The following is a 24,317-nucleotide window of genomic DNA, read 5'->3' as shown; positions in this document are numbered from 1 at the left end:
ATGCGGTTAGACAGCAGCAACAGCCCAGTTTCCCTATGTGAACCTGGGCTGTTGCTGCATAAGCAGAAATAGATGGGACCAAACCACGCTCTTTTTAGTGGACGGATTTGTCGGCATGCCGTGTGACCTTGATTCGATAAGAGGTTGGTGATTGACTGCAGAAGCGTTTGAACTGTCTGGAGAAATAAAGGGCATCCGTTAAGCCGACAGAAGCGGCAACTTGCTCCACGGATAGTTCCGGCCTCTCCCTCAGCAGCTGTCTGGACTTTTCGATACGCAGCTTCAGCAGATAGGTAACGGGTGACAAGCCCGTTTCTTGTTTGAATACCCTGGACAAATAGGCACGATTATACCCCAAGCTGTCGCACATCTGCTCAATCGAGATCGGATGGGCGTATTGGGAGGACATGAAGTGAATCATTTGCTTCACGGTGCGTTTCACCTGAGACCCTGCTCCGGGCAGACGTGAATAAATGGATAACCGTTCAGCTGCTTCTCCTATTATAAGGTAGAGAAAGCCGAGTGAAGTCAGATGGGCGCTTTCCTTGTTAGCATAGAAGGCTTCCATCATTCCACCAAGAGAAGTTGGAACCACGCTTCCTTCTGCTATGGATAAAACGGGCTGTTCAGGTGTGAATCCAGCTTGCAGTACCAGTTGGTCACTTTCCTTTCCGGTAAATGCGGCCCATCTATACTGCCAAGGATGATCTCTATCGGAAACATAACTGACAAGCTGTCCGGGGTGAATCAGAAAGCAGTCCCCCGCTCCAAGCTCATAAGTTCGATGCTCCGTGCGGAAAATTCCAGAACCGCCTTCCACGTAATGAAGGAGGTAATAATCGTAGATTTTGGGGCCGGCCTGGTGCAGCGGCAGGGTTTGACTTTTTCCGGCGAAAAGCACATGCAGATTTTGATTATCGTAGTAAACCGGATTCGAGGCAACAGAATAGGTGTGGTCGTAGTTAGGCTCCATGACGAACCCCTCTCTTCATGTAAAGTCACATTTATCCATACATTACACACATGGTTGCATTACTATTTGAAGTCTGTTTTTATTATAATATAAGCATACAAGAACAAATACTTTTTCACAAAACCGTAAGAAACGAAAGGGTGGAGTAACATTATGAGCATCGGGCAAATGAAACAAAAGTTTATTGAAAAGTACGGAGAAAGCGGACAAGAAGAACGCGTGTTTTATGCACCTGGACGGGTTAATCTCATCGGCGAACATCTGGATTATAACGGTGGTTATGTACTGCCGGCGGCATTGGAGTTCGGTACAACTTTGATTGTGAGACCGCGCAGTGACGATAAAATAAACTTTGCTTCCACAAATCTTCCTTTCGAGGCTTCCATTGATTTCAATGAAGTTGGAAATGAGAAAAGCAACGAATGGATCGACTACCCAATTGGGGTAATGGTGGAATTGAAGAAGAAGGATACTCCAGTTTCCAAAGGTTATGATCTGCTGTTCCATGGCGATATCCCGAATGGTTCAGGTTTGTCCTCTTCCGCTTCCCTTGAGGTAGTAACCGCATATGCGTTCCTGACTTTGGAAGGCGGGGATACGGATACGGTTGAAATAGCTCTCTTATCCCAGCGTGCTGAGAACCAGTATGTTGGCGTAAACTCCGGTATCATGGACCAATTTGCTGTTGCCAACGGCAAACGGGACCATGCGATTTTGCTGATGTGCGACACGTTGGAATATGATCTGGTACCTTTCGTAACAGGTGCCTACAAGCTGGTTATTGGCAACACAAATAAGAAGAGAGGACTTGTGGATTCAAAATATAACGAACGCCGTCAGCAATGTGATGAGGCGCTCTCTATTTTGCAGAAAGAGATTCCTTCCTTGTCTTATCTGGCAGAGCTTACGCGTGAACAGTTCGAAGAGCATGAGGGTAAGATCGTTGACGAAACTGTCAGACGCCGCGCGCGCCATGTGGTGGAAGAGAACCAACGTGTACTCGACTCGGTCGAAGTCCTGAAGAATAATGATCTCAAGCAGTTTGGACAATATATGAATGACTCTCATGACTCGCTTCGCGATCTGTATGAAGTGAGCTGTGAAGAGCTGGATATCATGGTTGAAGAAGCCCAACGCATTCCGGGAACTCTTGGTTCACGGATGACAGGTGCAGGTTTTGGTGGATGTACGGTATCACTGGTCCATGAGGATGACATCGAACGCTTCATTTCGGAAGTTGGAGAGGCCTACACTACTAGATCTGGACTGGTCGGCGAGTTCTACGTTTGCGGTATCGGTAACGGTGTCGAAGAGCTGAAAGGAGTGAAATAAGATGGCGATTCTAGTAACGGGTGGAGCAGGTTATATTGGTTCCCATACAGTAGCTGAGCTTCTGAATCGAGGTGAGGAAGTTGTGGTCATTGACAACCTTGTAACTGGACACCGCGAAGCACTGTTGGGCGGCAAGCTTTATGAAGGCGATCTGCGCGACAAAGAACTGCTGGCAAAGCTTTTTTCCGAGAATGAAATTGATGCGGTTATCCATTTTGCTGCAAGCTCACTGGTTGGTGAAAGCATGAAGGATCCAGTGAAATACTATGACAACAATGTATACGGAACGCAATGTCTACTGGAAGCTATGCAGAAGGCCGGCGTTAACAAAATTGTATTCTCTTCTACAGCAGCTACTTACGGTGAACCTGAGAAGGTGCCTATTGAAGAGACTGACCGTACGGAACCTGCAAATGTGTACGGTGAGACTAAACTGACCATGGAACGTATGATGGCGTGGTTTGACAAAGTTCTGGACATCAAATATGTGGCCCTGCGCTACTTCAATGCGGCTGGTGCTCACGAGAGCGGTAAAATCGGTGAGGATCACCGTCCGGAAAGCCATCTGATCCCGCTGGTCCTGCAAACTGCGCTTAAACAACGGGAGAGCATCGCAGTATTCGGAGAAGATTATCCGACTGAAGATGGAACTTGTATCCGTGACTATATTCACGTTAGTGATCTGGCAGATGCACATGTTCGTGCAGTAACGTACTTGCGCAGCGGCAGTGCCAGCAGCGTCTTTAATCTTGGGAACGGTCTTGGCTTCTCCGTGAAACAGGTGATCGAAACCGCTAAGAAGGTAACCGGCCTTGAGATTCCGGTGGTTATTCAGGAGCGCCGTGCCGGAGATCCAGCCGTGCTGGTAGCTTCCTCTGCCAAAGCCCGCTCTATTCTTGGCTGGAACCCGCAGCATGCAGACTTAGAGAACATCATTCAAAGCGCTTGGAACTGGCATTCAGCGAACCCAGAAGGATACGGTAATTAATTTTAAGGAGAATCAAGATGGACAACGAGAATAAAGTAACTCCCGCCGGAGTGAAGGCATTACAAGCTATTGAACAGCTTGCACTCTTTGCTCTGCGTCAGAGATTAATTGAGCCCGCGGATCTTGACTATAGCCGTAACGTATTGCTGGAGCAATTCGGCTTCAGCGAGCCTTCTTTTGATGAGGTGGATCAAACGATATTGGAAGGTCCTCAAGCTCCGCTTGATATCTTAATTGATTATGGTTTTGAAATTGGACTGATTCCTGAGAACAGTGATACCTATCGTGATCTTCTGGATGCCAAAATCATGGGGCTGCTGATGGCCCGCCCCTCGGAGGTCAATGCTGAATTTCGCAGATTGACAGAAGAGAAGGGCATTTCAGCAGCAACAGACCAATTCTACAAGCTTAGTATTGATTCCAACTATATTCGGATGGACCGCATCTCCAAGAATGTCTACTGGCTTCAGGATTCTCCATACGGTGACATTGAAATGACGATCAATTTGTCCAAGCCTGAGAAAAGTCCTAAGGAAATCGCAATGGCGCGGTTGCTTCCTCCACCTGTATATCCAAAGTGTCAACTCTGTCGTGAAAATGTTGGTTATGCAGGTCGCATAAACCATCCTCCCCGCCAGAACCTGCGGATTATTCCGATGGCTCTTAATAATGAGAAATGGTTTTTTCAGTATTCCCCATATGTTTATTACAATGAGCACTGTATCGTATTCCATCATGACCATGTCCCGATGAAGCTCACCAAGGATACCCTGAAACGCCTGCTCGGTTTTGTGGAATCATTCCCGCATTATTTTATAGGTTCCAATGCTGATTTACCGATAGTAGGCGGCTCCATTTTGACGCATGACCACTTTCAAGGGGGGCGTCACACCTTCCCGATACAAAAAGCGCCTAAAGAAAGTACATTCACTCATGAGGCCTATCCGGGCGTTAGCATTAGTATCGTAAAATGGCCGATGTCGGTACTGCGTTTACACGGTCAGGATCCTGCGGTTCTCCTTGAATGTGGTAATTCCATTTATGAGGCTTGGAAAGGATATAGTGATCCTGAAGCAGATGTGCTGGCTTTTACTAAAGAAGTGGGTGGGGAGACAATTCCTCACAATACGGTAACACCTATTGTCCGTAGAGCAGAAGACGGCGGTTACGAAATGGATCTTGTCCTTCGTAACAATCGTACCAGTGATGAGTTCCCGGAGGGTATTTTTCACCCTCACCGGGAGATGCACCATATCAAGAAAGAGAATATCGGCTTGATCGAAGTTATGGGTCTGGCTATTTTACCTGGTCGTCTGAAGGAAGAACTCGACAGGATTGCGGGTATTCTAGCTGGAGATTCAGCTACGCTGAATGCGCTGCAGGGGGATTCTACACACGCCTTAGCCCTGCATGCAAGTTGGGTTCAAGAGCTGGTTGAACGCTTTGGTACGTCGATGGATCATGAAGAAGCTGTAAAGACCATCCAGAATGAGGTAGGCATTAAATTCACGCATATTCTAGAGCATGCTGGGGTTTACAAGCGGACCCTTGAAGGACAAGATGCTTTCCATCGTTTTGTGAAGAGCTTTGGTGCCAACTAGACACCGATAGATGGGGATGTCCCATAAGTAGGTTTTCTATGACGGGAGACAGTTCTCTTCATTCTTAAAACCACAAAAAGTGATCAAAGCAGTGATTCTCCCGTTATTGGAGGATCGCTGCTTTGCGTTTTTGGTCATTGGTGGCTTGCTTTAGCAGATTATGGGCAAGGGAAAGCCACCCGACTTCGAGGGTCACTTTTTCTATCCCTCGAAGCAGGAAGCGCCGGAATCCCCGGTTGTTCTTCAGTTGTCCAAATACACTTTCCGGTTCCGTCATCCTGCGTACAGCCAAGGCGTAACCTTCTTCACTCCGTAGAATCTCCCGAGCCTGACTCTGGTACCGCAGTCGTTCCAAACTGACGACCACTTCCCGATTTCCTGCGGCTTTGGTACATCGTTCCTTAAGAGGGCAGCCCTCGCAGCTTGGGCTGCGGAAATGACGTTTTCTGATTTCATATCCACTCTCTAACGTTTCCTTACTTTCTTTGCGGAAATGTGAATACGGTTTCGAGGACATCTTTCATCCGCTGGGAGCGGAACCGGTTGATCGTGCGAAAATCCGGGCACTGCCGTCCCGCCAACCACATGAAAGGAATGTTTTCCCGGACCGCTTTAGCGATTTGTCGGGAGGAATAGATTCGCTGGGTGTAGGCGTAAATAATGACTTTGGTAAGCATTTTGGGATGGTAACTGTCGTGGCCGCCGCCGGGATAGGCAGCGTCAAAAATGGAGTCGTCGAGCCGATTCACGGCGGCGTTAACGACACGAACGAGGTGGTGTTCTGGAATGTCTTCCTCTAAATCCATTGACAAGCAAAGTGAAATGGTTGTGTGGTAACTCCATTTCACCAAAGAGTGGTTTCTTTTTTTTGCGTTTTAAAAATATTGCAGTACATTTCCCGCTTAAACAGCGGAGAGAACGGAACGATTGCGGAAAAGCGGTAGCGGTCGCCTTGGTCTCTGGATTTTTACCGCTAAGGGAAATAAATAAAATCTGGAGAGCACAGCGATTGGAGCAACGGTCCGTTCGCGGAGTGTCCTCACAAGCATAACCGTTTATCCGACTCCAAAAACAAGGGGGGTCCCAAGCAGCCATTTCATGGCTTATGTGACACCCCCTTTGCTTTTGCCTAATTTGAATGAGGAAACCCTGAGAGATATAATAAGTTAGTGAACTAAATAAAGAATCATGGAGGGTTACACGTATGCGTAAGTTTGAATTTCACAACCCGACGAAGCTAATTTTCGGACAGGGTACATTGGAAGCACTGAATCACGAAGTACCTAAATACGGGAAAAATGTACTGCTAATGTACGGAGGAGGCAGTATCAAACGTAACGGGTTATACGATAAAGTAGTCTCACAGTTAAATTCTCTGGGCTCCGTGGTAACGGAACTCTCTGGAGTGGAGCCGAACCCGCGTCTTTCCACTGTACATAAAGGTGTGGAACTGTGTCGTGAGCATCAGATCGACTTAATACTTGCAGTAGGCGGAGGCAGCGTGCTGGATTGTGCCAAAGCGGTTGCAGTAGGGGCGAAGTATGAGGGGGACATGTGGGATTTCGTGGAGCGTAAAGCGGTTCCTCAAGATGCTCTGCCTTTAGGGACGGTACTTACTATGGCAGCGACTGGGTCTGAGATGAACAACGGCTCGGTAATTACGAATGAAGTCACTCAAGAAAAAATGGGCTGGGGCAGTATGCATTCCTTCCCGGTATTTTCTATTCTAGATCCTGAGCACACCTTTTCATTACCTCGTGACCAGACCGTGTACGGTATGGTAGATATTATGTCACACGTATTAGAGCATTATTTCCATTTGGACGGGAATACTCCGGTTCAAGACGGCTTTCTCGAGACTCTTCTGAGAACAGTCATTGACACAGCTCCTAAGCTAATTGAGGATCTGGAGAATTTCGAGCTGCGTGAGACCATTCTTTACTGCGGTACGATGGCCTTGAACGGGATGGTCAGTATGGGATTTGCCGGTGACTGGGCCACTCATAATATTGAACATGCGGTATCAGCTGTATACGATATTCCTCACGGAGGCGGCTTAGCTATCCTTTTCCCACACTGGATGAAATACAACCTAAGCGTTCAGCCTGCGCGGTTCCGTCAGTTGGCCCTGAATGTGTTTGGTATTGACCCTTCCGGTAAAGATGATGAACAGGTGGGTCTCGAAGGTATTGAAGCTTTGCGTACCTTCTGGAATTCCATAGGTGCACCAAATCGCTTGGCTGATTATGATATTGATGATTCTCAGCTTGAGAATATGGCTGATAAAGCTGTTCGTTTTGGACCGTTTGGCAATTTCCGCAAGCTTGAACATGAGGATGTTGTTCAAATTTATAAAATGTCCTTGTAATTCTATTTCGAGCAGTTTACTGCAAAGGATGCCTTTCTTCTTCGGAAGAGGCATCCTTTTTTGCTCTTTTTGAAGAAAAAACCAAGTTTGTGAAACTTAGGACATATCTAATGCGTTTATAGGAGTAAGACATTTCGTCAGAAGTAAGACAGGAGGAAACGGGTATGGAGACGCTGTATTTGGGCTGTCTGGCACTGGGTGTCATTTTTGCCGTAGTCAGCGTGTTGGTAGGGGATCTGATTGGGGATGCACTGCATGGTATGTTTCATTTTGCAGCCTTTGATTTCCTGAATCCCGCCGTTTTGGCAGGGGGAGTAACTGTATTTGGTGGTGCCGGTCTTTTGCTTACCCGTTACAGCGGACTGGAGGTCGGGGCTGTGGTGGCCTTGTCTCTACTAATTGCTGGTTCTGTTGATGTTTTGCTGTACTTGGGTTTTGTCAAACCGATGGATAAAAGTGAGATGTCAAACGGGTTCTCCATGAAAGAGCTTCCCGGAAAAATGGGGGTGATCACCGTTCCCATACCGGCGCAGGGCTTTGGAGAAATTATGGTGAAGTTTGGCGCAGGCAACAGTTTACATACCGCGTCCAGCTTTGAGCATCAGCCCCTTCCCGCTGGAATCAAGATCGTTGTGATTGATGTTATCGAAGGGGTGGCAGTTGTAACTGAATTTGAAGAGAGAAAAGGAGAGGATATTTGATGTTTGGCATTCCCGATTTTTTATTTATTCCAGCTGTGGTCGTTGCCGTTATTTTTGTTTTAGGGCTAGCATTCTGGGCCCGTTTTAGAACGGTAGGACCGGATGAAGGTATGATTGTAACGGGTTCTTTCCTGGGTACTAACCATATTTTGGATGACGGATCAGGTCGTAAAATTAAAATTGTACGCGGTGGGGGAGCTTTTATTTTACCAGTATTTCAAAAGGCAGAATTTATGTCGCTGCTATCCCATAAGCTGGATGTCACTACACCGGAGGTATATACGGAGCAAGGTGTTCCAGTTATTGCAGATGGTGTGGCCATTATTAAAGTCGGAAGTTCTACTGAAGATGTGGCTACGGCGGCTGAGCAATTCATGGGTAAACCTATAGAGTCATTAAAGAGTGAAGCTCAGGAAGTACTGGAAGGTCATCTCAGAGCTATTTTGGGTACGATGACCGTTGAGGAAGTGTATCGCAACCGTGATCGGTTCGCCCAAGAGGTTCAGGGTGTGGCTGCCCGCGATCTGAAGAAAATGGGGCTGCAGATTGTCTCCTTCACCATTAAGGATGTTCGTGATAAGCATGGATATCTTGAGGCTCTGGGTAAGCCGCGTATTGCCGCAGTGAAGAGAGATGCGGAAATCGCTGAAGCAGAGGCATTGCGTGATGCCCGGATCCAAAAGGCCGCAGCGGAGGAGCAGGGTCAGAAGGCTGAACTGTTACGTGACACTAACATTGCAGAAGCTTCCAAAGACAATCAACTGAAGGTCGCTGCCTTCAAAAGGGATCAGGATACAGCCAAGGCGGAAGCGGATCAGGCCTATTTCATTCAGGAAGCACGCGGTAAGCAAACCGTGGTTGAAGAACAAATGAAGGTGGAACTCGTTCGTAAAATGAGAGAGATCGACTTGCAGGACAGGGAAATTCAGATTCGCGAGAAGCAGTTTGACGCGGAAGTGAAGAAGAAGGCCGAAGCAGACCGTTATGCGGTTGAACAGGCGGCGGAAGCAGATAAAGCGAAAAGAATGCGTGAGGCTGATGCTCTTCAGTACAGCATTGAAACCCAAGCAAAGGCAACGTCCGCACAGAAGCGTCTAGAGGGTCAGGCTATTGCAGATGCAGAGCTCGCCAAAGGGACTGCAGATGCAGAGGTCATCAGGCTGCGAGGTTTTGCTGAAGCCGAAGCTAAAGAAAAACTGGCGGAAGCCTTCCAAAAGTTCGGTGAGGCTGCAGTTCTTGATATTATTGTAAAAATGCTGCCTGAGCTCGCAGGACAGATCGCTAAGCCTTTGGCCTCCATTGATAAATTAACAGTTGTTGATACAGGCAATGGAGAAGGTGCAGCCCGAGTAAGCAACTATGTAACCCAGCTGATGTCTACCGCTCCTGAAATGCTGAAAAACGTATCCGGTATTGACGTAGAAGAACTGATCAAAGGGTTGACCCATAAGCGGTCGGCAATATCAGAACTACCAAAGGCGGAGTGATATCTAATTTATCAAAGTATGTCTGTATCCGCTACAGACATACTTTTTTTGTATAACAAAAGCTGCCAGTACGGTTTGTACACTTCTTTTATAGAATTTCTGGTGTTATGATGAGAGCGTAAGTATAATCAATTCGTGCCACTTCGATCGACGGTTAGCGCCGGAAGTCAGGTATTCAGAAATAAAAGAGGTGTCAAAGTGAGCAGCATAACCGTGGCTAAAGTGCTAAACAACAATGTAATCATCGCCGAACATCCACAATATGCCGAAGTTGTTGTAATCGGCAAAGGTATAGGATTCAATCGCAAAATGCGTGATCGTATAGAGCTATCCTCCGTTGAGAAAATGTTTATTCTTCGGAGTCAGGAAGAGCAGGAGCAATACAAGCAACTCGTACCTCAAATTGACGAAAAGCTAATTGAGGTCGTCCAGGAAATCATTATTCACATCATGCAGCATAGCCGTGAGCCGCTGAATGAACATATCCATATTGCATTAACCGATCATATTTCTTTTGCCATTCGGCGGAATGAACAGAATATACCTATTCATAACCCTTTTCTGTATGAGACCAAAGAGATATATCCTGAAGAATATGCGATGGCTGAGTATGCGATTGGCAGGATTAACGAGGTCATGCATGTATCCATGCCTTCCGATGAGATTGGATTTGTTGCCCTGCATATTGTAAGTGCTTTGAGCAACCGTCATATTACCGAAGTGAAACAGCATTCTGTACTTATAGGTGATCTTGTAACATTGGTTGAGAACAGCCTAGACTATCGGATACCGCGAGATTCCCTTGATTATTCTCGTATGGTCACCCATTTACGATTTGTTCTGGAACGGCTGCGTCGGGGAGAAACGGTCAGAGAAATATCCTCGCTGGACGGTCTGATGAAGCGTGAATATCCAGAGATGTATACGTTGGCTTGGAAATTAACAAAGGTGATGGAACAGCGTGTCCGCATTCCCGTTTATGCCGCCGAGGTAAGCTACTTAACGGTTCATTTGCAGCGCCTTGCCCAGAAGAAAGAGGATGAGGCCGAAATGGAAGAGAACAACAGTTAATTCCACAGCACATTTTTGCTTAAAATCCTATGATTTACATATAGCCGACGATACTGAAAAAAATGCTTGCAAGTTCAAAAAAACGATGCTACACTGATCCCAGTTATTAAACAAAACAGAATATCAACGTGTAACTGATTCGATCAGGCATGAGTGATTTACAGTATTTTGGTTGTATAACCCTATCTCGGGGTAATCTAACTCTAGAGTTAGATAACAACCTGTATGCTGTATTGCTCATGCTTTTTTTGTCTTCTGTTTTGTTACGAAATCAAAAAAGGAAGTGACTTTAATGTTTAAAAAGCTATTTGGCGTTTTACAAAGAGTTGGTAAAGCGTTAATGCTTCCGGTAGCCATTCTTCCGGCAGCCGGCTTGCTACTAGGTATCGGGAATATGCTAGTTAATCCAGACTTCTTGCAGTATGTACCTGCACTTGAGAACAATACAGTTCAGGCTATTGCTAACGTATTGATGAATTCTGGACAGGTTGTATTTAATAACTTGGCGCTGCTGTTCGCAGTAGGTGTAGCCATTGGTTTGGCCGGTGGGGAAGGCGTAGCAGGCCTTGCAGCCATTATCGGTTTCCTCGTGTTAAATATTACGATGGGTACCGTTGTCGGTGTTAATGAGTATGTACTAAGCCAAGGTAACTTTGCTTATGCTAGCGTACTTGGAATTCCGACGCTGCAGACCGGGGTGTTTGGCGGTATATTAGTCGGGGTACTAGCTGCGGCAATGTACAAACGCTTCTTCAAAATCGAACTTCCGTCCTACCTGGGTTTCTTCGCGGGTAAACGTTTTGTTCCGATTATGACTGCGGTAACCTCACTAATCCTTGGTCTTGCTTTGACTCTAATCTGGCCTCCTATTCAAGAAGGCCTGAACTATGTGTCCCAAAGTATGATTGATACGAATAAAACGCTCGCGGCCTTTATCTTTGGTCTGATCGAGCGCTCACTGATTCCGTTTGGACTGCATCACATTTTCTACTCCCCGTTCTGGTATGAATTCGGAACTTACGTAGATAAAGCGGGCGACCTGGTACGAGGTGACCAACGGATCTTTATGCAGCAACTTCGTGATGGTGTGGACTTTACAGCGGGTACATTTACTACAGGTAAATATCCGTTCATGATGTTCGGTCTTCCAGCCGCTGCTCTGGCGATTTACCATGAATCCAGACCTGAAAATAAAAAGTTTGTTGGTGGTTTGATGGTATCTGCTGCCTTGACTTCTTTCCTCACAGGTATTACTGAGCCTCTCGAATTCTCCTTCTTGTTCGTGGCTCCGCTGCTATTCGCAGTGCATGCCGTTTTTGCGGGTCTGTCTTTTATGACCATGCACATACTAAATGTTAAAATCGGGATGACCTTCTCCGGGGGCTTTATCGACTATGTGCTTTTCGGAATCATTCCGAACCGCACAGCATGGTGGCTTGTTATTCCGGTAGGTCTTGTAATTGCGGTAATCTACTACTTCGGATTCCGGTTCGTTATTCGGAAATTCAATCTTAAAACACCGGGCCGTGAAGATGCTTCGGACGATGATGACAATAATCAAAACACCGCAGCTGTTTCAACCAGCGGTAATGATCTTCCAAGTAACATCTTGTCCGCTCTTGGCGGTAAGGAAAATATTACCCATCTTGATGCTTGTATTACTCGTCTTCGAGTAGAAGTTAAGGATAAAGCGGGTGTTGATAAGAACCGTCTCAAGAAGCTTGGAGCTTCCGGTGTCCTTGAGGTTGGTAATAACGTACAGGCGATCTTCGGTACACGTTCCGATACGATCAAATCTCAGATTCAGGATGTAATGAATGGTATAACACCAGTAGCTTCTTCTACACCAGTTCCTACTCCGGTGTTAGAGAAACAAGCAGGTGAAGAAGGCGTAGCGATTATGCCGGAAGATATAGTCTCGCCAGTTAATGGAGAGTTGATGGATATCACTCAAGTTCCTGATGCTGTATTCTCCCAAAAAATGACAGGCGACGGTTTTGCCTTTCTTTCCGATGACGGCAAGATTGCATCTCCTGTATATGGTAAAGTATTCAACGTATTCCCGAGCAAGCATGCTATTGGTATCATGTCTGATGGCGGCAAAGAAGTGCTCGTTCACATAGGGGTTAATACTGTGAAGCTTAAAGGTCAAGGCTTTACTGTTCTTGTCGAAGAAGGCGATCTTGTTGCTGCTGGACAACCGATTATGGAAGTGGATCTTGAATACGTGAAGGCACATGCTCCTTCAGTAATCTCTCCGGTTATTTTCTCGAATCTTCCTGAAGGTTCTTCTGTAACATTGAAGAAGCCGGGTAAGGTATCTATTGGTGACAAGGATATCATCGTAATCCAGTAAAAAGTGCAAAGGTGTTGCGCTTCCATTATAATGAAGGGAGCGCAATCACCTTAACCTAAAAGTACCTAATATGAATAGAAAGCAGGTTGAATATTATGCAAAAAACATTCAGAATTATTGACGAAGATGGAATTCACGCACGCCCAGCAACAGCTCTGGTTAACACAGCAACAAAGTTTAAGGGAACTGAGGCTTATGCAGAAGCCAAAGGTAAAAAAGTTACTTTGAAATCCATTCTAGGTGTTCTTTCATTGGGTCTTGAAGCAGGAGATACTCTTACTCTGATTACTGAAGGTTCTGAAGAAAGCGACGCTTTGAACGCACTTCAAGAAATCATGATTAAAGAAGGGCTGGGCGAGTTGAATGACTAAAATTTCAGGAATCGCGGCTTCAGCAGGGATTGCAGTAGCCCGTGCTTTTATCCTGGAGCATCCGGATTATACGATTACTAAAGCTACAATCAGCGATACGGAAGCAGAAGTGACCAAGCTGAACGATGCACTTGCAAAGTCCAAATTGGAGCTGCAAAGCATCAAAGAACGCACTTTAGCAGAGCTTGGCGAGAAAAAAGCCGAGATTTTCGAATCTCACTTGCTTATTCTCGAAGATCCGGAGCTGGTAAGCCCTGTTATTGACAAAATCCGTGATGAGTCTGTCAATGCAGACTATGCCTTGAATGAAGTAGCGGGTCAGTTTATTGAGATGTTCGAGAATATGAAGAGTGCTTATTTGCAGGAACGCGCAGCGGATATGCGTGATGTAACCAAACGTGTGTTAAATCATTTGCTAGGCATTCATTATGTGAGTCCTGCTGAAATAAGTGAAGAAGTTATTGTTATCGCTGAAGATTTGACGCCTTCTGATACAGCACAGCTTAACCGTCAATTTGTTAAAGGATTTACAACGAATATCGGAGGTCGTACTTCCCACTCGGCAATTATGGCTCGTTCGTTGGAGATTCCTGCAGTTGTAGGTACCAAGAATATTCTTTCTCAAGTAAAATCCGGCGATCTTATTATTGTCGATGGTTTAAGCGGTGAAGTACTCATTAATCCTAGTGAAGAAGTCGTTGCTGAATATAGCAAGAAACAGGAAGCTTACGATTTACAAATCGCAGAGTGGAAAAAACTCCGTGATGAACCTACGATCTCGGCAGACGGCAAGCATGTTGAGTTGGCTGCAAATATCGGCACACCTAATGATGTGAACGGTGTAATTGAGAACGGTGGGGAAGGCGTAGGCTTGTACCGTACAGAGTTCTTGTACATGGGACGCGACAAGTTACCATCCGAAGAAGTGCAATACAATGCATACCGCTCTGTTATTGAGAACATGGGTGGCAAACCGGTTGTAGTGCGTACTCTTGATATCGGTGGCGACAAGGAGCTGCCTTATCTGGACCTTCCAAAGGAAATGAATCCGTTCCTTGGTTTCCGGGCAATTCGTCTTTGTCTGGATCGTCAAGATATTTTCCGCACACAGCTGCGTGCTTTGCTGAGAGCCAGTGTTCATGGGGATTTGCGTATTATGTTCCCTATGATAGCTACGCTTGGTGAATTCCGTGCTGCGCGTGACTTGATGTTGGAAGAGAAAGCTAATCTTATAGCAGAAGGCAAGGAAGTTTCTGACAACATTCAGCTCGGTATTATGGTTGAAATCCCTTCAACAGCTGTATTGGCTGATCAGTTCGCTAAGGAAGTTGATTTCTTCAGTATCGGTACCAACGATCTTATCCAATATACAATGGCTGCTGACCGTATGAATGAACGGGTATCTTACCTGTATCAGCCTTACAATCCAGCTATCCTTCGTTTGGTTAAAATTGTTATTGATGCCGCTCATGCTGAGGGCAAATGGACTGGAATGTGTGGAGAAATGGCTGGTGACGCTACAGCAATTCCATTGCTGCTGGGTCTCGGCCTGGATGAATTCAGTATGAGTGCCACATCTATATTGCCAGCACGCAGTCAAATTTCCAAGCTGTCGGCTGCCGACATGAAGGAACTAGCTGCTAAAGCATTACAAATGGGGACCGCCGAGGAAGTGGCAGAACTCGTTCAAAGCATCGGGAAGTTAACTGTAAATTAGTAAAATCTTCAATCCGTTTTAGGGCATTACACTTTTCCAACTACTTATTACCGGCTCCCTTTGGGGGTCGGTTTTTTTTGTATGTGGCTCCACAAAGTGGGGTGTTTTGCGGGGAGGGGTTTTAATATATACTTTTTTTAGATTAGATATTTTATGATAATAAGTCTTAAATGCTCATGGTCACTTACCGATATTAATATTAGGGGACAAATTCCTTTCTGTAGGAACCCAAACCTGTGAACATATTGTTACATATTATAGTAGTGAGTCCTGATAAAGTGTTTATAATTAATCCTGCTTGCAGAGCAGTGCAAGTATGAATTTAATATAAGTTGGAAATATATGGATCTATTAGCTTATCGGCTTGAAGCCGGTAGCGATGGGATGGGTGATAATAATGAAAAGCAATTATATAAATGCGGAATCCGCAATGGATAGTTATGAAGGTAAGGATCTTGGTTTGACCTATACTCCGGTAAGCAGTGTCTTTAAGGTATGGGCACCCACAGCTAAATCTGTGTCGCTGGTTCTGTATGCTACAGGTGGGAATGAAGATAATATGAGTTCTGTTTCCGGTATCGGGGACAAAGGACAACTCATTCAAATGCAGCCTTGGGTGGATGGACTTTGGCAGGTTAAGGTAAGCGAAGACTTGAGTGGAAAGTATTATATGTTCCGCGTAACTTTTGAAGAAGGTACCGTTCAGGAGGTTGCGGATCCTTATGCGACTGCAGTATCCGCGAATGGCGTAAGAACGGCTATTGTGGATTTAAAGAGTACTGATCCGGAAGGATGGACAGAGGATATAGCACCACCTTTATTACACCCGTCTGATGCCGTTCTTTATGAACTCCATGTCCGTGATTTTTCAATTCATGACAGCTCGGGAATGGTGCACAAGGGAAAATATAAAGCTTTTACCGAGACAGGGCTTAAAGATGATGCAGGAAATGCACTGGGAATCGACCATTTGGTCGAACTGGGAATAACTCATGTGCATTTAATGCCTGTTTTTGATTTTCAGACCATTGATGAAATGCTGGCTGAAGGTGATGTTAGCTCAAGCATGCCTCATTTCACGGACTATAACTGGGGTTATGATCCGCAGCATTATAATGTACCCGAAGGCTCCTACAGCACGAATCCAGCCAACCCGGTTACCCGTATTACTGAATTTAAGGAGATGGTTCAAAGTCTGCATCGTCATGGGATTTCAGTCATTATGGATGTCGTATACAACCATACCTACTCCGTGGAGAACGGTCCCTTTGATCGGTTAGTACCAGGTTATTTTTACCGCCATGACTTTAATGGCCGACTCTCAAATGGATCAGGTGTTGGTAATGAACTTGCCACAGAGCGGCCAATGGTACGCAAGTATATCAAGGATTCTTTATACCACTGGGCTAAAGAGTATCACATTGACGGATTCCGCTTTGATCTTATGGGTTTAATTGATAAGGTGACTATGCGTGAAATTACGGAAGAGCTTCGCTTGGAGGTTAATCCTAATTTGCTTATATATGGTGAGCCTTGGACGGGTGGAGATTCTCCGCTGATAACCAAAACCCTAAAGGGTGTACAACGGGGAAAAGGGTATGCTGTATTTAACGATAACTTCCGTTCTGCGATTAAAGGCGACAGCGATGGTTGGGGAAGAGGATTTGTAACGGGAGAGTACGGTAAGGAAAGCGCGATAGCGGAAGGTATTAAAGGAGCCATCCATGATTTTGCCGATTCTCCTATGGAAACCGTTAATTATGTTACCGCTCACGACAATTTGAACCTGTGGGATAAGGTCCTGGCTGTGCAGGGGAAACGTCAGGAAGCAAGGTTTCCGGATATTGAGAACGGTCAGTTGAAGGATGGCGGAAGTGTCGAGGAAGCGGTAGCCCTCGCAAACCCTTATGTAACGGTGAATGAAGAGAATATACTGGATAGTGAAACGGTTCGCCGGTCCGTCCTCGCGAATGGGATAGTGTTGACCTCGCAGGGTATACCTTTCTTACACGCTGGAGATGAATTGCTTCGCAGCAAGTTTGGAGACCACAACAGTTACCGAAGCAATGATGCTATCAATGCCTTGAGATGGAACAACAAGAAGGAATTTATGCCCGTATTCAAATATTATCAAGGCTTGCTGGACCTGCGCCGTAGCCATCCGGCATTCCGCCTGCATGGACGTCAGGAAATTGAACGCTCTCTAGATTTCATCCGCTGTGATAACGGGGTAGTAGCTTATGTACTGAAGAACAACGCAGGCAGTGACAACTGGAACAATATTGTCGTTATCTTCAACGCCAATACATGGCCCATTTCGATAGATATGCCTAACAAGTCTAAGCAATGGAATATAGTTGTAGATCATACGACCGCGGGTAAGGAGGTCTTCCGTACCGTAGAGGGCAGTGAGGTGCAGGTCGAAAGTTTGTCTATGATGGTACTGTATGACGAATGCAAGCAACCAGGCCCGCGCGCCAAAATCATTCAGGTTCACTATGATCGCCCTGATGGTGATTATCGCGGTTGGAATCTGTGGGTATGGGGAACGGGAATACAGGATGGACAATGTGATTTTCGTTCTATGGAAAACGGAAGGGCAGTAGCTATTATTGAAGCTTTGCCGGAGATGGAAACCATCGGTTATATCCTAAGGGTTAACGATTGGGAGGAAAAGGACGGCGGCGGAGATCGATTTATTGACTGTCCTCCCGGGGAAATGTTGATAAAGGTAGTGATTCATGACCGCGAAAAAGACGGCGGTGTAACAGCAGAAGATCATCTGCTGTTAACGAGCTAAACAGATAAGTAAAAGGCTGTTTCAAGGGCATCCATTTGGATGACTTGGAACAGCCTTTTTTTTCTTAAAATATAAGAAAGTATAAGTTTCCACCATACTTTGCTTATATTTCTACGAGAAACCGGTGCCGTCCCATTAAGGATGGCGCAGCCGTTTCTTCTTGATTTAGGTATTAAGTACGTCCGTTTTTCTGATTCGGGAACCCTTCGTCAATTGCCTTATTGTACAGATTAGCTTCGTTGCCCCCATGACTTTTGGATCGGTACATAGCGAGGTCGGCAGCACGCAGAAGATCGTTAATGGTTTGGCCGTGTAGCGGATACAGGGCAACCCCTATGCTTGCAGAAGTGTGAAAGCTTGAGCCTTTGTTAACCGACCATGTTTTATTGAAGAGCTGAAGCAGGCGGGCCAGCATTTCGTCTAACATTTCTGGAGATGAGAAACGATGAAGAACGACCGCAAATTCGTCGCCTCCGATGCGGAATGCCTGTCCGGCACCTTTTACAGTTAGCTGCAGTTCCCGGGAGAGCATCTGAAGAAATTCATCACCGGCTAAATGGCCGAGTGTATCGTTTAGCTGTTTGAACCTGTCACAGTCAAGTAAGGCTAGGGCTATTTCCTGACGCCGTTCTTCCGGCTGGGTGATCAGGTTCTCCATGTACATTTTGAAATGCGCCCTGTTGGGTATAGCGGTTAAATGGTCATAGAAGGCTAATTTGTGAAGCCGTTCTTCGTATTGTTTGCGTTGCGTGATTTCACGGGATACGAGCATGAATTGTGCAGGAAAGGAACGACTTCCTTTGATCGGTGAGACCCTTGTCTCCAACCATACCCACTGCCCATCCGCTCCCCTCATCCGCAGCTCAGACATTCGAGGCGTTCCTTGAACAACACTTTTTAGCTTGGCCCAGGCAATTTCCGGTTCACGGATATAATTAGAAAGCGGTTCCCCTTTTTTAGGGATATACCCGAGTGCGACAGAATGTGATGGCGAAGCGTACAGGATTAAACCGTTGGGGTCGGTCAGTACAATAAAGTCGGACATCGTTTCACCTATAAGCTGATACAATGACTGTTCCTCTAGCATTTCATTCTGCAGCACAATAATTTTTCGGCCCAAATAAATAATAACAAGGATCAGAAGAAACAGCAGAAGGGAATAAAGAGCGAACAAAGAGCTTTTCTGGTCTTTGAAATGACTGGTTACCTGCTGAGCATAGCTATCTACAAGATCCTCGGATTGATCGAGACTGGCTCGGGTTTCATTCATCTGCAGATTTACCGCAATACTGGAGAATGACTCCGGGCTATTGCTCTGCATGCGGTCAGATATCATTTTTCTACCTGCAGACGTCCATTCGGCAAAAGAGGTGTCAAAGGACGTCAACTCCGCTTTAAGTTCAGCTAGCAGTAAATCTTCTCCCTGAAACTTGGTATTGAGCCCCTTTACTGAGGAAATATTCTGAGATACTTTATCGATTCGTTCTTTTGCCTGAGTAATATTCTCTTCAAATACTTGGGCGTATTGATCGCGTTCTTTCTCGGTTGTTACTTGCCCCATAACGGAATGAAGAGCTAGGGAGGACTGATGAAGATCACGATCTGCGTTTAAAATAAGTTCTGAATTCTGATACACATCTTCGTATAAAGAACTGGAGAGCCTATTAATAGTGTGATTCAGATACAATAAAGAGGCGATACTTATAGCAACCAGAAGAACCGATATAGCAGCAAATAAAAGAATCAATCTACGAGTTACTTTGACTTCGGAAAAACCAGCCACTGTCATCCTCTCCCCGGATAAACATATTAGGAAAATCGCAGTATACAGTTGCATAAAACGTTGGAGAAGATGTGAAGAGTAGGAGAGTAAGCCTCCAGGTATATCGATCCTTTCAGTATATAGGACGTTCTACACGGAGAGCAATTACTTGACTAATAAAAATAGCTACCAATAGTAGGGAACTCCTATCGCTCTCCAAGTAGAATAGGCCCCTGTTTATCGGGCTAGAGGGCCTAATTGAACCCGCTTCCCGAAAAGGAGATACACAAGTGTAACTGTAGAGCAAAAATATAAAACGAGTTATGTATGGTCTTCTTTCATCTATTCTATTTCGAACCCTTGCAACCTATTACCCAGCTTTGTAACAAACGATACAGTCTTTTGTTCTAAATTATGAATTATAAGATATAAACTTTCCTTTTTTCATGGGACATGTACATTATATCGATAATTTGTGTAAGAATAGGGATCCATTCCCATGGACTATCGAACTTTTGACCTAGCTTGCCAAAGCAACTTATTTTGCATATAATAAATAAACATATCTTCTTCTAATTAAGAAGGTAATTGATTTGAAATTATTATAAATGCAATGATGGAGAAGAGTAAGCAGCGCCTGACTTACAGGGAGGAAACGCCAGTGATTGAGAGCGTTTCTACGAAACAGAGCTGCCCAAGTTCACTCCGGAGCAGTTCCCTGAAATCTACAGTAGGGGTTCACCGGCTGCAGACCGTTATATCTGTGTAGAGTGAGACGGATCATCTTGTCGTGCCGCAGAGGACTAGAATCTCTGATGCAGGATCAGGATATGCTGTCTAACAAGGGTGGTACCACGGTCTTTTCGTCCCTTTACCGGGAGGAAAGGCCTTTTTTTGTTTTTAACAATGATTTGAAGGGGGCTCTACACGGCCATGAAACAAAAATTGGAAGCATTAAAAATTGAGGCGTTAGCTAAGCTGCAGGAGGTTGCGGATCCGCAGGCTCTGAATGATCTACGTGTTAAATACCTAGGTAAAAAGGGTGAACTCACTGAGGTACTGCGCGGTATGGGAGGTCTTTCTGCGGAAGAGCGTCCGGTTATCGGCCAGGTTGTGAATGATGTGCGTGGTGCGATTGAAGAGATTATTACTGCTAAGCAGGAGGCATTTCAGCAGCAGGAGACCCAAAACCGTCTGCAGGCCGAAAAGGTAGATGTAACATTGCCGGGTCGCAGTATGGCCCAGGGAGGTATTCATCCTCTTACTCGGGTGGTTCAAGAAATTGAGGATATCTTCATTGGTATGGGTTATCGTGTAGCGGAAGGTCCAGAGGTAGAAACCGATTACTATAACTTCGAGGCGCTTAACCTGCCCAAAAACCATCCGGCCCGTGATATGCAGGATTCCTTTTACTTAACGGATGATCTGCTCATGCGTACCCAAACCTCCCCTGTGCAGATTCGAACCATGCAGGGCATGAAGGGTGAAGCTCCTGTTAAAATCATCTGCCCTGGCAAGGTGTTCCGCCGTGATGATGATGATGCTACCCATTCCTTCCAGTTCCATCAAGTCGAAGGTCTAGTCATTGGCCGCAACATTCGGATGAGTGATCTTAAAGGCACCCTGCAGCAGTTCGTGCAGGAGATGTTCGGTCCCCATACAGGAATCCGTCTTCGTCCTAGCTTCTTCCCTTTCACTGAACCTAGCGTAGAGGTTGATGTAAGCTGCTTCAAGTGTGGTGGTGATGGCTGTAGACTGTGTAAGCAAACAGGCTGGTTGGAAATTCTCGGTGCAGGCATGGTTCATCCAAAGGTACTGGAGATGGGTGGATACGATCCTGCCGAGTTCAGCGGTTTCGCCTTCGGTATGGGTGTGGAACGTATAGCAATGTTGAAATACGGAATCGACGATATCCGTAATTTCTACAATAACGATATGAGTTTTGTAAAGCAGTTCAAGGGCGTTTAGATTTTTGGTGGGTGAAATTAAAACTGTTAAAAAAAGGACCGTAGAGAAATTTTGGAACTGGAGAAACGCAGTGGTCGCCCGAAAGCTTTCCGTAGGAAAGCTCGCATCGAAAGCATAAGCTATCCTCGGATTTCTACCGCGAGAAGCGGTTCAATCAGGAAATCAGAGGATAACAGCGATCGGAAGTCCAAACATTTCTTGTAGGTCCCATAATTAACAGGACTTTTTTAACCGGCAAGTAGATAAATACATCTGAAACAAAAGGGAAGTGAGCGGACATGAAAGTATCAACCGGGTGGTTGGCTGATTATATAACGTTAGAGGGTGTTGCCGCTGAAGTGCTGGCGGATAAGATTACAGCTGCGGGTATTGAAATTGATGGCGTGGAGCGCCGCAATAAGGGAATTACCGGCATAGTAGTTGGCTATGTAAAGTCCAAGGAAAAACATCCAGATGCAGACAAGCTGAATGTATGTATAGTAGATGCCGGACAGGATGAGGACTTGCAGATTGTGTGCGGTGCTAAGAACGTAGAAGCGGGCCAAAAGGTTCCGGTAGCACTTGTAGGAGCAAAACTGCCAGGTCTGGATATTAAGAAAGCGAAGCTGCGGGGGGTTTTGTCCCAAGGGATGATTTGCTCGGCGAAGGAATTAGGCATGAATGACAAGTTGCTGCCTAAGGAGCAGCAAGAAGGAATTCTTGTTCTCCCTGAGGATACCGAGATCGGCCGGGATATTATGAAGGTTCTCGGTTTGGATGATGAGATCCTGGAATTTGATTTGACACCAAACCGTTCGGATTGCCTCAGTATGATAGGTGCTGCTTATGAGGTAAGTGCCATTCTGGGCCGTGAGCTTAGTCTGCCTGACCCTGAAGCAGAGATTGTTGAGAACATTACTAAATCCGCAGCGGATTCGATCTCCGTGAAGATTGAGGATGAAGCGTATTGCGGTCACTACGCAGTCCGTTATATAAGTGGTGTCAAACCAGCCGTATCACCTCTTTGGATTCAGAATCGATTAATGGCGGCAGGGGTTCGTCCGATTAATAACATCGTAGACATCACCAACTATGTGATGCTGGAATATGGACAGCCCTTACATGCCTTTGATGCGGATAAAATAGAAGGCGGGAACATTACTGTCCGCTTGGCGAGTCCGGATGAAGTCCTCACTACACTTGACGGTCAGGAGCGGAAGCTTGAGCCCCAAATGCTCGTTATCGCTGATGGTGTTAAGCCGGTTGCTCTTGCCGGCGTTATGGGCGGACTGAATTCAGAAGTAACGTCCGAGACGGTTAACCTGGTTCTGGAATCGGCTAAATTTGATGGGGGAACCGTACGTAAAACTTCCCGTCAATTAGGTCTTCGTTCAGAAGCATCCCTACGTTTTGAGAAGGAAGTGGACCCGCGTTCGGTCATTCCTGCTTTGAATCGTGCGGCAGCTCTTATTGCTCAGTATGCTGGCGGTAATGTATATTCCGGTATCGTTCAAGCGGGAACCGATACAGTGGAAGAGAAGGTTCTCACCTTGTCACTGGATAAGTTAAACCGTTACCTCGGTACGGAATTATCACTGCTTGAAGTGAAAACCCTTTTTGCCCGCCTGCATTTCCCATGTGGAGATGGCGTGCAAGGCCATATTGAAGTAAAAGTGCCAACAAGACGCGGCGATATTAGTTACGATGTTGATCTCATTGAAGAGATTGCCCGCTTGTACGGCTATGATAATATTCCAACAACTCCAATTGAGGGTCCAACTACTCCAGGAGCTTTGACCAAACCGCAGGCACTGCGCCGTGAACTACGTCGTCTGTTGTCGCATGGCGGTTATCAAGAGGTGCTGGGATATTCCTTTATTCAGCCAGAGCAAGGCAAGCTGTTCCCTGCTCTCTCTGAAGGCGGCCATGCGGTAAGCCTGGCTATGCCGATGAGCGAAGACCGCAGTATTCTGCGCACAAGTGTCCTGCCGCAACTGCTGGACATCGCCCAATATAATACGAACCGCCGCCAAAGTGATCTGGCGTTGTTCGAGATTGGCAATGTTTTCTTTACCGATGAAGAGCAATTAACCCGTCAACCGCGCGAACTTTCGGTACTGTCACTGCTGCTAAGCGGCAACCGTGCGGTAAAACAGTGGAATGTTGCAACGCAGCCGGTTGATTTCTTCGACCTTAAAGGTGCTTTGGAAACTGTTTTTGCCCATTTGGGACTAACGGAAGCTATAAGCTATGAAGGGGACAGCCCACAGGGTTATCACCCGGGACGCTCAGCTTCAATATATCTGAACGGAAATGAAGGCCGCGTCACGATTGGTACTATGGGGCAGATTCATCCCGAATTGCAGCGTAAACAGGATCTTGAGGATACCTATGCAGCTGAGATTTTACTTACACCACTGTATGAGGCTGCTCAGAGTCGTTTACAGTATCAGGAGCTTCCACGCTTCCCTGGTATGGAACGTGATATTGCGGTAGTTGTGGATTCAACGGTTCCGGCAGGTGAATTGTCTGCTTTAATCCGTCAACATGGAGGAAGCCTGCTTCAATCTGTTCAGGTATTCGATGTGTATACAGGCGGTAAGATGGAAACCGGCAAAAAGAGTGTCGCGTTCTCCCTTACGTACCGCCACGCCGAGCATACACTGACAGACGAGGAAGTTGGAGCAGTTCATGAACTGGTACTGGCAGCTCTTCAACAAAGTTTTGGTGCTGAATTAAGAAAGTAGCAGGAATTATGTAAAGCCGCAGCGAATCCCTTTAGAAACCGAGATTCGCTGCGGTTTTTCTGGATATAAGAAAGATTTGTTATAAGCTATATTTTT

General features: G+C 45.9%; 15 protein-coding genes, 1 pseudogene and 1 other annotated feature. Of the genes and pseudogenes, 13 read left to right on the top strand and 3 right to left on the bottom strand.

What is annotated here, in order from left to right:
* Window positions 1–94 precede the first annotated feature (94 nt).
* On the bottom strand, window positions 95–973 hold the full coding sequence (locus tag J2T20_RS01505) for an AraC family transcriptional regulator (RefSeq protein ID WP_307584883.1): 879 nt from the start codon (window positions 971–973) through the stop codon (window positions 95–97).
* A 153-nt stretch (window positions 974–1,126) separates the two neighbouring features.
* Here J2T20_RS01505 and J2T20_RS01500 point away from each other — a divergent pair, with 153 nt between their 5' ends.
* From J2T20_RS01500 to J2T20_RS01490, 3 genes are read left to right on the top strand one after another with little or no spacing between them, the layout of a single operon-like run.
* Entirely contained in the window at window positions 1,127–2,305 is a 1,179-nt protein-coding gene (locus J2T20_RS01500) for a galactokinase (protein WP_307584881.1), read from the top strand.
* A gap of 1 nt (window position 2,306) precedes the next feature.
* Window positions 2,307–3,293: a UDP-glucose 4-epimerase GalE gene (gene galE, locus J2T20_RS01495; protein ID WP_307584880.1), complete on the top strand. Its 987-nt coding sequence runs from the start codon at window positions 2,307–2,309 to the stop codon at window positions 3,291–3,293.
* Between the two features lie 17 nt (window positions 3,294–3,310).
* The gene (locus J2T20_RS01490; protein ID WP_307584878.1) at window positions 3,311–4,894 is read left to right on the top strand and encodes a UDP-glucose--hexose-1-phosphate uridylyltransferase; all 1,584 of its coding nucleotides are present in this window, start codon (window positions 3,311–3,313) and stop codon (window positions 4,892–4,894) included.
* Between the two features lie 103 nt (window positions 4,895–4,997).
* Here the strand turns inward: J2T20_RS01490 and J2T20_RS25905 are convergent.
* A pseudogene (locus J2T20_RS25905) lies at window positions 4,998–5,700 on the bottom strand (transposase).
* 398 nt (window positions 5,701–6,098) lie between these two features.
* Here J2T20_RS25905 and J2T20_RS01475 point away from each other — a divergent pair.
* The 8 genes from J2T20_RS01475 to pulA all read left to right on the top strand — a co-directional run bounded on the left by J2T20_RS01475 (window position 6,099) and on the right by pulA (window position 17,765).
* Entirely contained in the window at window positions 6,099–7,262 is a 1,164-nt protein-coding gene (locus J2T20_RS01475; RefSeq protein ID WP_307584875.1) for an iron-containing alcohol dehydrogenase, read from the top strand.
* Between the two features lie 164 nt (window positions 7,263–7,426).
* Window positions 7,427–7,963 carry a protease gene (locus J2T20_RS01470; protein ID WP_307584873.1) on the top strand — a complete coding sequence of 179 codons (537 nt, stop codon included), beginning with the start codon at window positions 7,427–7,429 and terminating at the stop codon, window positions 7,961–7,963.
* Window positions 7,963–9,450: a flotillin family protein gene (locus tag J2T20_RS01465; protein ID WP_307584871.1), complete on the top strand. Its 1,488-nt coding sequence runs from the start codon at window positions 7,963–7,965 to the stop codon at window positions 9,448–9,450. The genes J2T20_RS01470 and J2T20_RS01465 overlap by 1 nt, the downstream gene beginning before the upstream one ends.
* A 198-nt stretch (window positions 9,451–9,648) precedes the next feature.
* Window positions 9,649–10,521, top strand: a complete 873-nt coding sequence (glcT, locus tag J2T20_RS01460) for a glucose PTS transporter transcription antiterminator GlcT (protein ID WP_307584869.1) — start codon at window positions 9,649–9,651, stop codon at window positions 10,519–10,521.
* Between the two features lie 292 nt (window positions 10,522–10,813).
* Window positions 10,814–12,877, top strand: coding sequence for a glucose-specific PTS transporter subunit IIBC (gene ptsG, locus J2T20_RS01455; protein ID WP_307584867.1), 2,064 nt, complete (start codon window positions 10,814–10,816; stop codon window positions 12,875–12,877).
* A gap of 95 nt (window positions 12,878–12,972) precedes the next feature.
* Complete coding sequence (locus J2T20_RS01450) at window positions 12,973–13,248, top strand: HPr family phosphocarrier protein (protein WP_307584866.1); 276 nt, start codon at window positions 12,973–12,975, stop codon at window positions 13,246–13,248.
* Window positions 13,241–14,965, top strand: coding sequence for a phosphoenolpyruvate--protein phosphotransferase (ptsP, locus tag J2T20_RS01445; protein ID WP_307584864.1), 1,725 nt, complete (start codon window positions 13,241–13,243; stop codon window positions 14,963–14,965). Before J2T20_RS01450 ends, ptsP begins: the two co-directional genes overlap by 8 nt.
* Window positions 14,966–15,362: 397 nt before the next feature.
* Window positions 15,363–17,765, top strand: coding sequence for a type I pullulanase (pulA, locus tag J2T20_RS01440; RefSeq protein ID WP_307584862.1), 2,403 nt, complete (start codon window positions 15,363–15,365; stop codon window positions 17,763–17,765).
* Between the two features lie 172 nt (window positions 17,766–17,937).
* On the opposite strand, the gene J2T20_RS01435 is transcribed toward pulA, so the two are convergent.
* Window positions 17,938–19,548 carry a diguanylate cyclase domain-containing protein gene (locus tag J2T20_RS01435; RefSeq protein ID WP_307584861.1) on the bottom strand — a complete coding sequence of 537 codons (1,611 nt, stop codon included), beginning with the start codon at window positions 19,546–19,548 and terminating at the stop codon, window positions 17,938–17,940.
* Between the two features lie 583 nt (window positions 19,549–20,131).
* Window positions 20,132–20,401 (top strand) — a binding site (T-box leader).
* A 59-nt stretch (window positions 20,402–20,460) separates the two neighbouring features.
* On the opposite strand from J2T20_RS01435, the gene pheS reads away from it, so the two are divergent.
* Together pheS and pheT are read left to right on the top strand one after the other, a co-directional pair.
* Entirely contained in the window at window positions 20,461–21,495 is a 1,035-nt protein-coding gene (gene pheS / locus J2T20_RS01430; RefSeq protein WP_036648690.1) for a phenylalanine--tRNA ligase subunit alpha, read from the top strand.
* A 278-nt stretch (window positions 21,496–21,773) separates the two neighbouring features.
* Window positions 21,774–24,221: a phenylalanine--tRNA ligase subunit beta gene (pheT, locus tag J2T20_RS01425; RefSeq protein WP_307584859.1), complete on the top strand. Its 2,448-nt coding sequence runs from the start codon at window positions 21,774–21,776 to the stop codon at window positions 24,219–24,221.
* The last annotated feature ends 96 nt before the right edge of the window (window positions 24,222–24,317 follow it).

The organism is Paenibacillus wynnii (assembly GCF_030812855.1).
GTDB classification, from domain to species: domain Bacteria; phylum Bacillota; class Bacilli; order Paenibacillales; family Paenibacillaceae; genus Paenibacillus_AQ; species Paenibacillus_AQ wynnii_A.
This window is presented reverse-complemented; position numbering and strand designations above follow the sequence as displayed.

Coding starts and splice junctions, on each gene's coding strand:
- J2T20_RS01465 (WP_307584871.1), top strand. CDS start 7,963: ATGTTTGGCATTCCCGATTTTTTATTTATTCCAGCTGTGGTCGTTGCC.
- pheT (WP_307584859.1), top strand. CDS start 21,774: ATGAAAGTATCAACCGGGTGGTTGGCTGATTATATAACGTTAGAGGGT.
- J2T20_RS01500 (WP_307584881.1), top strand. CDS start 1,127: ATGAGCATCGGGCAAATGAAACAAAAGTTTATTGAAAAGTACGGAGAA.
- pheS (WP_036648690.1), top strand. CDS start 20,461: ATGAAACAAAAATTGGAAGCATTAAAAATTGAGGCGTTAGCTAAGCTG.
- galE (WP_307584880.1), top strand. CDS start 2,307: ATGGCGATTCTAGTAACGGGTGGAGCAGGTTATATTGGTTCCCATACA.
- ptsP (WP_307584864.1), top strand. CDS start 13,241: ATGACTAAAATTTCAGGAATCGCGGCTTCAGCAGGGATTGCAGTAGCC.
- ptsG (WP_307584867.1), top strand. CDS start 10,814: ATGTTTAAAAAGCTATTTGGCGTTTTACAAAGAGTTGGTAAAGCGTTA.
- pulA (WP_307584862.1), top strand. CDS start 15,363: ATGAAAAGCAATTATATAAATGCGGAATCCGCAATGGATAGTTATGAA.
- J2T20_RS01505 (WP_307584883.1), bottom strand. CDS start 973: ATGGAGCCTAACTACGACCACACCTATTCTGTTGCCTCGAATCCGGTT.
- J2T20_RS01470 (WP_307584873.1), top strand. CDS start 7,427: ATGGAGACGCTGTATTTGGGCTGTCTGGCACTGGGTGTCATTTTTGCC.
- J2T20_RS01490 (WP_307584878.1), top strand. CDS start 3,311: ATGGACAACGAGAATAAAGTAACTCCCGCCGGAGTGAAGGCATTACAA.
- J2T20_RS01450 (WP_307584866.1), top strand. CDS start 12,973: ATGCAAAAAACATTCAGAATTATTGACGAAGATGGAATTCACGCACGC.
- J2T20_RS01475 (WP_307584875.1), top strand. CDS start 6,099: ATGCGTAAGTTTGAATTTCACAACCCGACGAAGCTAATTTTCGGACAG.